The 14,657-nt window shown below is 61.5% G+C and carries 11 protein-coding genes; 9 read left to right on the top strand and 2 right to left on the bottom strand.

Going from position 1 to position 14,657, the window contains the following annotated elements:
* Window positions 1-99: 99 nt before the first annotated feature.
* Entirely contained in the window at window positions 100-1,239 is a 1,140-nt protein-coding gene (locus KW842_RS20205; protein WP_229223814.1) for a GGDEF domain-containing protein, read from the top strand.
* Here KW842_RS20205 and KW842_RS20200 read toward each other — a convergent pair.
* Entirely contained in the window at window positions 1,236-2,423 is a 1,188-nt protein-coding gene (locus KW842_RS20200) for a TonB family protein (RefSeq protein ID WP_218305918.1), read from the bottom strand. The two genes, KW842_RS20205 and KW842_RS20200, sit on opposite strands and share 4 nt — an antisense overlap.
* Window positions 2,424-2,557: 134 nt before the next feature.
* Here KW842_RS20200 and KW842_RS20195 point away from each other — a divergent pair, with 134 nt between their 5' ends.
* Complete coding sequence (locus KW842_RS20195) at window positions 2,558-3,004, top strand: SRPBCC family protein (RefSeq protein ID WP_218305917.1); 447 nt, start codon at window positions 2,558-2,560, stop codon at window positions 3,002-3,004.
* A gap of 6 nt (window positions 3,005-3,010) precedes the next feature.
* Here the strand turns inward: KW842_RS20195 and KW842_RS20190 are convergent, their stop codons facing one another.
* A complete protein-coding gene (locus tag KW842_RS20190; protein ID WP_218305916.1) occupies window positions 3,011-4,618 on the bottom strand; it encodes a TonB family protein in 1,608 nt (535 codons plus the stop codon).
* Between the two features lie 186 nt (window positions 4,619-4,804).
* On the opposite strand from KW842_RS20190, the gene KW842_RS20185 reads away from it, so the two are divergent.
* From KW842_RS20185 to KW842_RS20155, 7 genes are all read left to right on the top strand, one after another.
* Window positions 4,805-5,380 (top strand): TMEM175 family protein, encoded by a 576-nt coding sequence (locus KW842_RS20185; protein WP_218306085.1) that lies wholly within the window; start codon window positions 4,805-4,807, stop codon window positions 5,378-5,380.
* Between the two features lie 226 nt (window positions 5,381-5,606).
* The gene (locus KW842_RS20180) at window positions 5,607-7,736 is read left to right on the top strand and encodes a M3 family metallopeptidase (protein ID WP_229223812.1); all 2,130 of its coding nucleotides are present in this window, start codon (window positions 5,607-5,609) and stop codon (window positions 7,734-7,736) included.
* Window positions 7,737-7,762: 26 nt separating this feature from the next.
* On the top strand, window positions 7,763-9,889 hold the full coding sequence (locus KW842_RS20175; RefSeq protein WP_218305915.1) for a M3 family metallopeptidase: 2,127 nt from the start codon (window positions 7,763-7,765) through the stop codon (window positions 9,887-9,889).
* Window positions 9,890-9,968: 79 nt separating this feature from the next.
* Complete coding sequence (locus KW842_RS20170) at window positions 9,969-10,172, top strand: VF530 family DNA-binding protein (RefSeq protein ID WP_218305914.1); 204 nt, start codon at window positions 9,969-9,971, stop codon at window positions 10,170-10,172.
* Between the two features lie 13 nt (window positions 10,173-10,185).
* The gene (locus KW842_RS20165) at window positions 10,186-10,461 is read left to right on the top strand and encodes a DUF4404 family protein (RefSeq protein WP_218305913.1); all 276 of its coding nucleotides are present in this window, start codon (window positions 10,186-10,188) and stop codon (window positions 10,459-10,461) included.
* A gap of 161 nt (window positions 10,462-10,622) precedes the next feature.
* Window positions 10,623-12,938, top strand: a complete 2,316-nt coding sequence (locus tag KW842_RS20160; protein WP_218305912.1) for a YgiQ family radical SAM protein — start codon at window positions 10,623-10,625, stop codon at window positions 12,936-12,938.
* 177 nt (window positions 12,939-13,115) lie between these two features.
* Window positions 13,116-14,573: an Ig-like domain-containing protein gene (locus KW842_RS20155; RefSeq protein ID WP_218305911.1), complete on the top strand. Its 1,458-nt coding sequence runs from the start codon at window positions 13,116-13,118 to the stop codon at window positions 14,571-14,573.
* Window positions 14,574-14,657: the final 84 nt, after the last annotated feature.

The raw sequence follows: 14,657 nt of genomic DNA, 5'->3' as shown, positions 1-14,657 counted from the left end.
AAGTCCAGAGTGTAGCGTAGTAGAGCTTGCTATACTGCACGCTTCCTTTTTTGTCATTCCCTTCAAATGCATCTTGATGTTGCTTCTTTGCTCATAGCCATGACGCTCAACCTGGTGGCGATCGCCGCCGCATTGTTGGCGGTGATGGGCAAGGTCAGTGTGGCCGCGCGCCGCGCGCAGATCGGCATCCTGCTGCAAACGCTGGGTTGGCTGTTGCTGATGGCCACCACCCTGGTGGAGGCGGAATCGCTGGCAGACCGCATCATGTCGACCCTGGCCATGGCCGGCATCGCCGGCGGCCTGACCTACAGCGCCATCGCCTTCGACATGTGGTGCGACCGCGAGGCGGTGGCGCGTGCGCCAGCCATCATCGCCATTGTGATGACGGTCGGCTATTGCATAGGCTATGGCAATTACGCGTTCCGCGTCGGCTGGGCCAACGGCTTGCTTACTTTGCAAGTAGCGATCGTGGTGATCGCGCTGTGCCGCCCCACCGATGTGCCGGTCGGCCGCTGGCGCTGGTTGCTGGTGGCGTCGCTGCTGATGCAAATGGCGGTGACCGCGTCGCGCGGCGTGCTGGGCGCTTTCTTTACCGACCTGTTCCCGAATTTCTTCACGCCGCACCCGGCCAATGTGCTGTTCGCGCTGGCGACCAATGTGACGGTGGTGATGTCGCTGGTCGGCATTCTGCTGGCCCACCGCGACCAGGCCGAGCGCGAGCTGGAGCGGCTGGCGTGCACCGATGGCATCACCGGCGCACTGAACCGCCGCGCCTGGCTGGAACGGGCCGCGCTGGTGGTCACCGATAGCCAGCGCCTGCATCAGCCACTGTGCGCGATGCTGCTGGATCTCGATCATTTCAAGGAAATCAACGATACCTACGGCCATGAAGCCGGCGACCGTGCGCTCAAGCTGTTCGTCGAAGGCATGCAGACCGTTGGCGGCAAACGCAACCTGGTGTGCCGCTACGGCGGCGAGGAATTCAGCGTGCTCAAGCGCGGCGCCGACCTGGACGACATCCGCGCCTACGACCAGCGTCTGCGCGCCTGGCTGGCCGAAGCCGGCCCGCGCGAGCTGGGCATGCCGCTCAGCTACAGCGCCGGCATCGCCGTCATGCTGGGCCAGCGCGACAGCGTGGAAGCCATGCTGCGCCGCGCCGATTCGCTGCTGTACAGCGCCAAAATGCTGGGCCGCGACCGCACGCTGGACGAGCAGGCGCTGGAAGCCAGCCTGACTTAAAACGCGAAGTGAACCGGTTCATCTGGTCTGCCTGGATGACCCAGACGCGCGGCCCTGTCCAACCATACCTTTCCCTCATCGGTATCGACTGCTGCACGCAAACCTTGTGACAGCATCAGTCCCAGTTGACGCATTGCCGGCCCGTTGCCGGCCATCGCGGCGCGGCGCAGAAAGCGCATACCTTCCACGTCGTTTTGCGGCATGCCAGCGCCGCTGAAGTACAAATTGGCCAACGCTGCCTCCGCATTTTCGATGCGGTCGTTTGCCGCCATGGTCAGCCAGGGAACAGCTTGCTCGACGTCTTTCGCTTGCAGATACAGATTTCCGAGAAGATAGGCCGCTTCGGTGTTGCCGGCATCGGCAGCTCTGCGATACCAGATGGTGGCCTGTCCGGTGTTTTTCTGCCCTTGCTGTCCGGTTTCATACATCCGGCCTAATGCGACTTCTGCGTCGTGATCACCTTGTTCGGCCGCGCGGCGATACCAAGCTGCCGCCTGCGCCGGATCTGAGAGAACGGTGGTGCCAGATGCATAAAATTCCGCTAGCCGATACTGTGCAGCGGCGTTGCCGTGGTCGGCGGCCCTTTGATACCAGATCAATGCTTGGTCGAGGTCTTTGGGTAAGAGCACCCCCGATGTGTAGTTGGCGCCGAGTTCATATTCGGCCTCGGCATAGGAGTGCTCTGCCGAGAGACGCAGGAGTTTGATGTATTTATCGTTATCAAATGGGAAGCCTATACCTTTCCTGAACAACTGCGCCAGTTGGTAAATGCTACCCGCGTCACCGGCCAATGCGGCAGTGCGGTACTTGGCCACGTTCTCTTTTGTTTTACGGAGAAATTCATCGGTCTCCAATGACCATACGTACTGCATTTTTTGCCAGCCTCGGACGGCTACGTCGTTGAGCGTGGCGGGTGTAAATCCACAACGTTGAATGCCGTTTACTGCGGCTTCATCGAGTAAAGCAGAACCGCTGGACTTTTGGATAGATGTGTCGAGCACTTTGCCTTCTTCATCGATCAGGAACTTGATGTAAACCGTGCCGGATTCTTCTTTGCGTAGCGACTCTTTTGGCCACTCGGGCTTGACGCAACTACTGAAGTTAACCGTGGCGGGCCGTTTAATATCGGCAGCCTCGGCCGCGCTGAAGATAAGTAGTGGAAGAAGGAGGGATAAAATGCGCATAGAATGACAGTTAGGTAATACAAGCTGGCGATCTTATTGAGAAAAAAGCAATTTGTCCATCTTGTCAGCCGATGTCGATTTCCGCTACCCTCGTTCGTCGTGAAGGTAGATCAACTTTGTGAAGGGAATCGATCATGACCGCCAATACCGTGCAACTGCATCGCGTGCTCAAGTCCAGCGCTGAGCGCGTCTACCGCGCCTTTCTCGACCCGGATGCGCTGGCCAAATGGCTGCCGCCGCATGGCTTCATCGGCAAGGTGCATCAGCTGGATGCCAGGGTGGGCGGCGCCTACCGCATGTCGTTCACCAATTTCACCACGGGCGACAGCCATTCTTTCGGTGGCGAATACCTGGAGCTGACGCCAGGCGCCAAGCTGCGCTACAGCGCCGTGTTTGACGATCCCAACCTGCCGGGCCAGATGCAGACCACGGTCACGCTGCGTGACGTGTTCTGTGGCGTCGAGATGACGGTGGTGCAGGAGGGCATACCGGCCGTCATCCCGGCTGAAGCCTGCTATCTCGGCTGGCAGGAATCGCTGCTGCTGCTGGCGCAGCTGGTGGAAGCCGAGATTCGCGAATAAGCCGCGTCAGAGCTGGAACGGATTGGTTTGCCGGGCGCTGGCCTCGATGGCTTTCTGCCGCCATTCCGCCGCTTTGACCGGGTCCGCATCCAGGCCCAGTTCGCCGTTCTGGTAAGCAGAGGCCAGGCGGCGCATCGCGGCGGCGTTATGCAGTTCGGCCGCACGGTTGTACAGCAGACGGGCCTGGGCGAGGTTGCGTTCCACGCCCTGCCCGGTTTCGTGCAATTTCGCCAGGCGCTGCATGCCGTCGGCATTGTTGTGGCTGACGGCGGCCTGATACAGCTCGATCGCCCTGGATAACTCGGTGGCGCCGCCGCGTCCCTGCTCGTACAGACCGCCCAGCGCGGCCTCGGCGTTGCCGTTTTGCTTGGCCACGGCCTGCAGGTACAGGCCGCGCGCGGTGGCGTAGTTCTGTTCGACGCCACGGCCGATTTCATAGGCATAGCCGAGATTATTGAGGCCGGTGGCATTGCCGCTATCGGCGACCTTGCGCAGCCAGCCCACGCCCTCGGTGGTGTTGGCCGGCATGCGCACGCCGTAGTTCAGCGCGCCCGCCAGCCGCAGCTGCGCCATCGTATCGCCACCGATGGCGGCGTGGCGCAGCAGCCGGATGGCGGTGGCGTCGTCGGCGTCCACACCCAGGCCGTTGAAATACATCAGCGCCAGGTCGCCTTCGGCGGCGTGGTTATTCTTGTCGGCGGCCAGGTGCAGCAGGCGCAGCGCTTCGGCCGGATTCTTTTCCACGCCCTGGCCGCGCAGGTACAGCCGGCCCAGGTTGGCCTGACCCCAGGTATTGCCGCCGCCCACCGCCTTGGCGTACCACTCGGCGGCCTTGGCATAGTCGCGCGGTAGGTCGCGGGCGTTGTGGTACATCACGCCCAGCGCGTTTTCCGCCTCGTGATTGCCTTGGGCGGCGGCTTTCAGATACCAGCTCATCGCGGTTTTGCTGTCGCGTTGCAGACCCATGGTGCCGTAGTCGAGGAAGGCGCCGATGCGTTCCTGTGCCGGGGCATAGCCGGCGTCTGCCGACAAGCGATACCAGCTCAGCGCTTCGGCGCGGTTGAGCCGCGCGCCGCGTCCCTGGTACAGGCGGGTGGCCAGTTCAAATTGCGCGGCGGCGGTACTCACCGATAGCGCTTGCAGCATGCGGTTGACGTCGGCGACTTCATCGGTCATGCCGGCGCTGTATTCCTGCGCCAGGGCGAACAAGGCGTCGCGGTCGCCTGCCTGGGCGGCGGCGAAGTACTGGCTGGGCGGGCGCGGCTTTTGTTCCAGCAGCCAGACGTATTGCATCATCTGCCAGCCTTCCTGCGGCACGCCATTCACGCTGGCGGGCGTGAAGCGGCATTTGCGGATGCCTTCGCGCGCCGCCTCATCCAGCAGCGGATAGCCGCTGGAACTCAGCACTTTTGCGTCATTGACCGTGCCATCGGCACCGATCAGAAAGCTCAGCGTGACCTTGCCGCCCTGTTCCTTGCGCAGCGCCTCTTTCGGCCATTCCGGCTTGGCGCAAGTGTCGAAATTGACGACGGCCGCGATGCGGGAGGTGGACTCGGCGGCGATGGCCGGCGACAGCGCGGCAAGCATCAAAGGAACAATAATCAAACGCGACATGGTGGATGAGGGTAGGTTGAAAAATTCAGAATATGGCGGATTTGGCAATTTGTCCAATGCAATATCGCAAGCTCTCGAACTTGTAATGTCGCACTCCCCTCAGACAAATGTCATAGCCATGTGCTGCGCCTGACCGTCTATACTCTGCATCGCCGAGACGGCATATTTGCGATGAAGAGGGCGATTGTGGGTAAGAACCGGTTGGAAGCGTTTAGCGATGGCGTGATCGCGATCATCATCACGATCATGGTGCTGGAGTTGAAGGCGCCGCATGGGGCGGACCTGGCGGCGCTGGAATCGGTGCTGCCGGTGTTCTGCAGCTATGTGCTGAGCTTTGTCTACGTGGGCATCTTCTGGAATAACCATCACCACATGTTAACTGCCTCCTCGGTGGTTGACGGCCGCGTGCTGTGGGCCAATCTGCATTTGCTGTTCTGGCTGTCGCTGGTGCCGTTCACCACCGGCTGGATGGGCGAAAACGATTTTGCGCCGCTGACGGTGGCGATGTATGGCGCGATGTTGTTCATGTCGGCCATCGCCTACACCTTGCTGGAGAAAGCCCTGATCGTGTGCAATCCCAGCGACGCCGTCATCACTATCGCGCTGGCCAAGGAGCGCAAGGGCTATGCCTCAGTGGCGCTGTATCTGCTGGCGATTTTCACCGCCTTCCTGCATGTGTGGATTTCGTTCAGCCTCTACATTCTGGTCGCCATCCTGTGGTTCTTCCCGGAACGCCGCATCGAGGCGCTGTTCAAGCGCTGAGCTGGATATTGCACTGGTGCATTGCAGGTTTTACCGTCGCATCCGGCGGTAATTTCCGCTGAGGCAAAGTATTCTTCGGAAAATACCCAGTGATTCCAAGAAAGTGCAGTGCAGCATTTTTTGCCAGTGACTCCCCTGGCGTGGCGCTGCTATGATCTGACGCTTCCATGCTGAGCTTTGAGCGCCTCAGCATTTTTCCCTGCCTTCATAAGAGAAAGAGATCTTCATGACCCGTCCTCATATGCTTGTCGTTGCCGCCGCCCTGGGCGTGGCGTTTTCGCACACCGTACTGGCCGCGCCGGCCGCCCCTTTGGCCGGTAATCCGCTGGCCGCCGCCAGCACCCTGCCATTCCACTATCCGGCCTTCGACAAGATCAAGGACGAGCATTTCATCCCGGCGTTCAACGAAGGCATGCGCCAGCAGCTGAAGGAAGTCGATGCCATCGCCAACAGCAAGGCTGCGCCGGGTTTCGACAACACCATCGTGGCGATGGAAAAATCCGGCGCACTGCTGATCCGCGTGCAGACCGTGTTCTACAACCTGCAAGGCGCCAACACCAACGACAAGCTGGATGCGATCGACAGTGAAATGTCGCCCAAGCTGGCCGCGCACAGCGACGCCATCTACCTGAATCCGAAGCTGTGGGCGCGCGTGAAGTCGCTGTACGAAAAGCGCGATGCGCTGAAGCTCGATGCTGAATCCAAGCACCTGCTGGAACGCTACCACACCGACTTCGTGCGCGCAGGCGCCAAGCTGTCGGCCGCCGACAAGACCAAGCTGAAAGCGGTCAACGGCGATATCGCCAAGCTGCAAACCGCGTTCACCCAGAACGTACTGAAAGAAACCAATGCGTCCGGCCTGGTGGTCGACAACCGCGCCGACCTGGCTGGCATGAGCGACGCCGCCATCGATGCCGCCGCCGCTGCGGCCAAGGCCAAGGGACTGGATGGCAAATTCTTCGTCGCCGTGGTCAACACCTCGGGCCAGCCACCGCTGGCGGAACTGACCAACCGCGCAGTGCGCGAGAAGCTGATGGCCTTGTCGCTGGCGCGCGGCAGCCATGGCGGCGAGTACGACAACCGTGAGCTGGTGCTGAAGATCGCCAAGGCGCGCGCCGAGAAAGCCACGTTGCTGGGCTACGCCAACTTCGCCGCCTACTCGCTGGAAGACCAGACCGCGCACGACACCGCCTCGGTCAACAAGCTGCTGGGCGAACTGGCCAAGCCGGCCGTCAACAATGCGAAGAAGGAAGCGGCCGACCTGCAAGCCGTGGTCGATGCTGAAAAAGGCGGTTTCCAGATCGCCGCCGCCGACTGGGCCTATTACACCGACAAGGTGCGCGCGCAGCGCTTCGCCTTCGACGAGAACCAGCTCAAGCCTTACTTCGAGCTGGATAATGTGCTGATCAACGGCGTGTTCTACGCCGCCAACAAGCTGTACGGCCTGTCGTTCAAAGAGCGCAAGGACCTGCCGGTGTACAACCCGGACGTGCGCGTGTTCGATGTATTCGACGCCGATGGCAAGCAGCTGGCGATCTTCCTGGCGGATATGTACGCCCGCTCCAACAAGCAGGGCGGCGCGTGGATGAACGAGTATGTGTCGCAATCGTCGCTGCTGGGCACCCACTCGGTGGTGGCGAATCACCTGAATATTCCAAAGCCGCCAGCCGGCGAGCCGACCCTGCTGACCTACGATGAAGTGAAGACCGCCTTCCACGAATTCGGCCACGCGCTGCACGGCATGTTCTCCAGCGTGAAGTATCCGCGCTTCTCCGGCACCAGCGTGCCGCGCGATTTCGTTGAATATCCATCGCAAGTGAACGAGATGTGGGCCGTGTGGCCGGAAGTGCTGACCAACTACGCCAAGCATTACAAAACCGGTGCGCCGATGCCGAAGGAACTGCTGGACAAGGTAATCGCGTCGAAGAAATTCAACCAGGGCTTCATGACCACCGAGTACCTGGCTGCGTCGCTGCTGGACCAGCGCTGGCACCAGCTGACCCCGGCGCAAATCCCGGCCGATGTGCTGGGCTTTGAAGCCAAGTCGCTGAAGGACATGGGCGTGGACTTCGCACCGGTGCCGCCGCGCTACCGCACTACCTACTTCTCGCACAGCTTCTCCGGCGGTTATTCGGCCGGCTACTACGCCTACCTGTGGTCGGAAAAGCTGGATGCCGATACGGTCGAATGGTTCAAGGAAAACGGCGGCCTGCAACGCAAGAACGGCGACTGGTTCCGCGCCAAGCTGCTGTCGCGCGGCGGCACCGACGATGCAATGAATTTGTTCCGCAACTTCCGTGGCCGCGATCCGGTGATCGAGCCGCTGCTGGAGCGCCGTGGCCTGACCGGTAATTGATATAAATAGTTTATAAGGATAACTGCATGAACCACACCAACATCATTCTGGCCGCCAGCGTAGTGGCCGTATTCGGCGCCGCCCACGCGGAAGCTGCATCGATGCTGCCGGCATCGAATCCGTTCGCCAAGGTCAGCACGCTGCCGTTCAACTATCCTGTTTTCGACAAGATCAAGAACGAAGATTACGCGCCGGCGTTCGCCGAAGGCATGCGCCAGCAAGCCGCCGAGATCCAGGCCATTGCCAACAACAAGAAGGCTGCGACCTTCGACAACACCATCGTGGCGATGGAAAAGTCCGGCCAGCTGCTGTCGCGCGTCTCCAGCGTGTTCGGCAACCTGTCCGGCGCCAACACCAACGACACCTTCAAGGCGCTGGAGCGCGATCTGTCGCCGAAACTGGCCGCGCACAGCGATGCCATCCGCCTCAACGGCAAGCTGTATGCACGCATCAAGTCGCTGTACGACCAGCGCGACAAGCTGCACCTGGATGCCGAGTCCAAGTATCTGCTGGAACGCTACCACACCGATTTCGTGCGCGCCGGCGCGCAGCTGTCGGATGCCGACAAGGCCAAGCTGAAATCGATGAATGCCGAACTGGCGAAACTGCAAACCACCTTCGCGCAGAACGTGCTGGAAGAAGCCAACGCCTCGGCGCTGGTGGTCGACACCCGCGAGGAACTGGCCGGCATGTCGGACAAGGCGATTGACGCCGCCGCCAAGGCTGCCGCCGCCAAAGGCCAGCCAGGCAAGTTCCTGATCCCGGTGGTGAACACCACTGGCCAGGCCAACCTGGCGGTGCTGACCAACCGCGCGGTGCGCGAGAAGCTGATGGCGCTGTCGCTGGCGCGCGGCAGCCATGGCGGCACGTTCGACAACACCAAGGTGGTGCTGGACACGGTCAAGCTGCGCGCTGAAAAAGCCGCGCTGATGGGCTATCCTAACTTCGCCGCGTATTCGCTGGAAGACCAGACCGCGCACGACACCACCGCGGTCAACAATCTGCTGGGCGAGCTGGCCAAGCCGGCTGTCAGCAACGCCAAAAAAGAAGGCGCCGAGATCCAGCAGGCGATCGACAAGGCCAACGGCGGCTTCCAGCTGGCCGCGCATGACTGGTCGTTCTACAGCGACAAGGTGAAGGCCGAACGCTTCAACTTCGACCAGAACGAGCTGCGTCCGTATTTCGAACTGAACAGCGTGCTGACCAACGGCGTGTTCTTCGCCGCCAACAAGGTGTATGGCCTGTCGTTCAAGGAGCGCAAGGACCTGCCGGTGTACGATCCGGACGTGCGCGTGTTCGACGTGTTCGACGCCGACGGCAAGCAGCTGGCCATCTTCATCGCCGACTTCTACGCCCGCTCCAACAAGCGCGGCGGCGCCTGGATGAATGCCTATGTATCGCAATCGTCGCTGATGGGCACCCGTCCGGTGGTGGCGAATCACCTGAATATTCCGAAGCCGGCCGATGGCGAGCCAACGCTGCTGACCTTCGACGAACTGCGCACCCTGTTCCATGAATTCGGCCACGCGCTGCACGGCATGTTCTCCAACGTGAAATACCCGCGCTTCGCCGGCACCCGCGTGCCGCGCGATTACGTCGAGTTCCCGTCGCAGGTCAATGAAATGTGGTCGGTCAATCCTGTGGTGCTGGCCAACTACGCCAAGCACTATCAGACCGGTGAGGCCATCCCGCAACAGCTGCTGGACAAGGTGATCGCATCGAAGAAATTCAACGAAGGCTTCCGTACCACCGAGTACCTGGCGGCCTCGATCCTGGACCAGAAATGGCACCAGCTGGGCGTGTCGCAAATCCCGGCCGACGTGCTGGGTTTTGAAGCGGCTGCGCTGAAGGAAGCCGGTGTCGATTACGCGCCGGTACCGCCACGCTACCGCACCACCTACTTCTCGCACACCTTCGCCGGCGGCTATTCGGCTGGCTACTACGGTTATCTGTGGGCAGAGAAGCTGGACGCCGACGCGGTCGAATGGTTCAACGAAAACGGTGGCATGACCCGCGAAAACGGCGACTACTTCCGCAAGATGCTGCTGTCGAAAGGCGGCACCATGGACGCGATGGAGATGTACCGCAACTTCCGCGGCCGCGACGCCAGGATCGAGCCGCTGCTGGAGCGCCGTGGCTTGACCGAAAAGTAATGTTTCGTTAAGTCCCACACCGGGGCCGGCTTTGATTTGTGTAGAATCAAAGTCGGCCCTTTTGATTTTTGAGTAAGATATGAACAACCAATTACATGGCGTCACGCTGGAAGCGATCGTGACCCGTTTGCAGGAATACTATGGCTGGGAGCAACTGGCGCGGCGGATCGACATCAATTGCTTCCGCAGCGATCCGAGCATCAAGTCCAGCCTGAAATTCCTGCGCAAGACGCCGTGGGCCCGTGAACAGGTCGAAGCGCTGTACCTGGCCACCACATTCTAAACTGGGAAATATTATGGACAGCAATCTGAAAACCTCGCTCAAAAGCCTGCATGCCAATCTGGCCAATGCCGGTCCTATCGATGAGGAACTGCAGGACCTGCTGCGACAGCTGGACGGCGACATCAAAACGCTGCTGGAACGCGGTGCCGAACCTGCGCCGGGCGAGTCCAGCACCTATGGGCTGGCCGAGCGCAGCCAGGAACTGTCGGCCAAGTTCGCCGTCAAACATCCCAAGCTGGAGTCGGGGCTGCGCGAGCTGGGTACCATTTTGTCAAACATGGGAATTTGACATTGTTTCTAAGTGTTTGAAAAGTAAAAGATTTTTTTCAAACACCCATGAGCGTGGTGGGGGTAATTCCGGTACAATACCGCCCCATGAATCCCCCAACCAATTTATTTGCGGCCGTCCCGAAGCGGTCTGCCCGCGCTCCCGCTGCGCCTTTCCTTCCGATGACCCGTCAAGAGATGGATGTGCTCGGCTGGGAAGAGTGCGATGTCATCCTGGTGACCGGCGACGCCTATATCGACCATCCGAGTTTCGGCATGGCCCTGGTCGGCCGTCTGCTGGAAGCGCAAGGCTACCGCGTCGGCATCATCGCCCAGCCGGACTGGCAGTCGGCTGACGCTTTCCGCGCACTTGGCAAGCCGCGCCTGTACTACGGCGTCACCGCCGGCAATATGGACTCGATGGTCAACCGCTACACGGCCGACCGCAAGCCACGCTCCGACGACGCCTACACGCCGAACGCCGAGCCGAACAAGCGCCCTGACCGCGCCGTCACCGTCTACGCCCAGCGTTGCCGCGAAGCCTATCCTGGCATTCCGGTGGTGATCGGCTCGATTGAAGCGTCGCTGCGCCGCATCGCCCACTATGACTATTGGTCAGACAAGGTGCGCCGTTCGGTGCTGTTCGAGTCCAAGGCTGACATGCTGATCTTCGGCAACGCCGAGCGCGCGCTGGTCGACCTGACCCGCCGCATGGCTGAAGGTGAATCGATCAAGCAGATCCGCGACCTGCGCGGCACCTCCTTCCTGGTGCCGGCCGGCTGGATGCCGGGCGAGGAATGGGGCGTGCACAACAGCACCCGCGTGGATACGCCGGGCAAGATCGACAAGCATATCGATCCCTACCTGATGGTCGAGCCGAATTCGCCGACCTGCGCCACCGACAACAAACCGGCTGAGGAGGTGAATCCCGCCATGGTCGAACCGGCCAAGGTGGTCGCCCCGCCGCCGCCGCCGGTCGAAGTCGTCAAGACTATCCGCATCATGAGCCGCGAAGAGCGCCGCGCCATGGAACTGGAAAAGCACCACAAGACCGTGGTGCGCCTGCCATCGTTCGAGACCGTGGCCAACGATCCGATCATGTACGCGCACGCGTCGCGCGTGTTCCACCTGGAGTCGAATCCGGGCAATGCACGCGCACTGGTGCAAGGCCATGGCGACCGCGATGTATGGATGAATCCGCCGCCGCTGCCGCTGCAGATGGACGAGATGGACAACGTCTATGACATGAACTACGCCCGTGGCCCGCACCCGAGCTATGGCGACGCCAATATTCCGGCGTGGGAAATGATACGTTTCTCGGTCAACATCATGCGCGGCTGCTTTGGCGGCTGCACCTTCTGCTCGATTACCGAGCATGAAGGCCGCATCATCCAGAGCCGTTCGGAACCGTCGATCCTGCGCGAGATCGAACACATCCGCGACAAGACCAAGGGTTTCACCGGCATCATCTCCGACCTCGGTGGCCCGACTGCGAATATGTACCGCCTGTCCTGCAAGGACAAGGAAATCGAGACCACCTGCCGCCGCCTGTCGTGCGTGTATCCGTCGATCTGCGTCAACCTGGGTACCAACCACAACCCGCTGATCAAGCTGTACCGCCGTGCCCGCGAAATCCCTGGCATCAAGAAGATCCTGATCCAGTCCGGCCTGCGCTACGACCTGGCGGTGCGTTCGCCCGAGTACGTCAAGGAACTGGTGACCCACCACGTCGGCGGCCTGCTGAAGATCGCGCCGGAGCATACCGAATCCGCCGTGCTGAGCAAGATGATGAAGCCGGGCATCGGCGCTTATGACGAATTCAAGGCGCTGTTCGAGAAGTATTCGCTGGAAGCAGGCAAGAAGCAGTACCTGATTCCTTACTTCATCGCCGCCCACCCTGGCGCGACTGACGAGGACATGCTGAACCTGGCGCTGTGGCTGAAGAAAAACAACTTCCGCCTGGACCAGGTGCAGACCTTCATGCCGACGCCGATGGCGATGGCCAGCGCCATGTACCACTCGCGCCGCAATCCGCTGCACAAGGTGACCGAGGATTCGGAGGAAGTGTTCACGCCGCGCAGCCTGAAGCAGCGCCAGGCACAGAAGGCTTTCCTGCGCTACTACGATCCGAAGAACTGGCCTATCCTGCGCGACGCGCTGCGCCGCATGGGCCGGGCCGACCTGATCGGTACCGGCGAGCGCCACCTGATTCCGCCATACGTGGTCGGCGAAGAGAACTTCAAGGCCTCGCAAGGCAAGCGCGCGATGCCGATGATGGCGCCAGGCGAAGGCAAGCGTGGCGCCCGCAGTTTGCCGGTGGCTGGCGGTCGCGGCAAGCCGAACGCGCTGACCGGTTCGCTGACCGCGCGCGCCACGGTCGAGACCAAGGCCAAGCCGTCGATCCTGGACACCATCAAGGTCAAGAAAGCGCCGCCGGCGCCGGCCAAGGGCGGCAATCCGGGCCGTGGCGCTGCGGCCGCGCCGCGTGGCCGCAAGTAATTGCGCCAAAAAGCACCTTCGGGTGCTTTTTTTTTCGTCCGTTCTCAAAAGAAATGTTGTTAAATAACCGTATAGGCTTAATAAGGTGGATAATTCAGGCCTGCTCTTGCGATGCAGGGCCGCCATGCCGGGCTACACTGCTTGCTCCGCAGACCTCATTCTGTGAACTGGAAGATCATGAAAAACTTTAAATTCTCATCCCTCTTGCTGGCGCCGCTGTTCGCCGTGCTGGCCGCATGCGGCGGCGGTGGCGGCGACGATAACAAGAGCAGCACGCCGACCCCTGTGACGCTGAAAAGCATCGCCGTCACTGGCGCCCAGTCGCCCACCATGACGGTCAACGCCACCCAGCAGCTGACTGCCACCGGTACTTATTCGGACGGCAGCACCAAGACCATGACCGGCCTGACCTGGGCGACCAAGTCTGGCGCCGCGACGGTTGCCACCATCGCCACCAGCGGCCTGGTGACGGCCAAGGGCGTGGGCAAGGAAACCATTACCGCAACCTCGACCACGGACAGCATTTCCGGTTCCTATGACCTGACCGTGATTGCGCCGTGGACGCAGATCAGCTCCGGCGGCAACCAGACTGTCGCGCTCAAGGCGGATGGCAAGCTGTATAGCTGGGGTTCCAACATCCAGGGCCAGCTGGGCGATGGCAGCAGCACCTCGCGCAATGCGCCAGTGACCGTTTCGGGCAATAGCACCCTGTGGAAACAGGTGGCGGTTGGTCACCAATTCGTGGTGGCGATCCGTACCGATGGCACCCTGTGGACCTGGGGCTACAACAAGAACGGCCAGCTGGGCGATGGCACGCAAAACAGCAGCCTGGTGCCGAAACAAATTGGCACGCTGAAAATCTGGACCGCAGTGGCGGCCGGCAAGTCGCACGTGCTGGCGCTGCAAACCACCACCACCACCGGCACCAACCCGACCAGCGTCAGCACGCTGTGGGCCTGGGGCGGCAACTATGCCGGCCAGCTGGGCGATGGCACCCTGGTCGACAAGCTAATGCCGACCAAGATTGGCACGGCCAGCTGGAATTCCGTGGCCGCCGCCGGCGACCACAGCCTGGGCATCCAGGCGACCGGCCAGACCCTGTGGGGCTGGGGTGCGAATGAATCGGGCCAGGTCGGCAATGGCGTGGCTTCGGGGTCCGCCGTGACTGCGCCGGTGCAAATCGGCAGCGCAACCTGGCTGTCGGTTGCCGCCGGCACTGCCCACTCGCTGGGCATCCGCACCGATGGCTCGCTGTATGCCTGGGGCGTCAACGCGTCCGGCCAGTTGGGCAACAGCGGCACGGCGCTGCAATCGGCGCCGGTGCCGGTCGACACCTCGACCCGCTGGTCGCAGGTCGCGGGCGGCGACACCCACAGTATCGGTGTGCGCAACGACGGCACGCTGTGGGCCTGGGGTTCGAACGCCAACGGGCAGCTGGGTAACGGCAGCACCGACAGCCTGTTCCCGGTACAGATCGGTACTTTGCAGACCTGGAAGTCGGTCAGCGCAGGCCTTGAGCATACCTCCGCGCTGCGCGCCGACGGCACGCTGTGGACCTGGGGCAGCAATACCGACGGCCAACTGGGCAACGGCAACAATACGCTGTCCCCGGTACCGGTGAACGTGCCTTACTAATCGACGGCAAGCTGCAAAGGACGGCGGGCGGCCAGCCCGGCCGTCCTTTTTTTTTTGTGCCTGCGGGAATGGCCTGCGCTACAC

It is taken from the genome of Duganella sp. sic0402, assembly GCF_019219065.1.
In the GTDB taxonomy this organism is placed as follows: Bacteria; Pseudomonadota; Gammaproteobacteria; order Burkholderiales; family Burkholderiaceae_D; genus Rugamonas.
The sequence above is the reverse complement of the archived record's forward strand: the minus strand, read 5'-3'. Positions and strand labels throughout refer to the sequence as shown.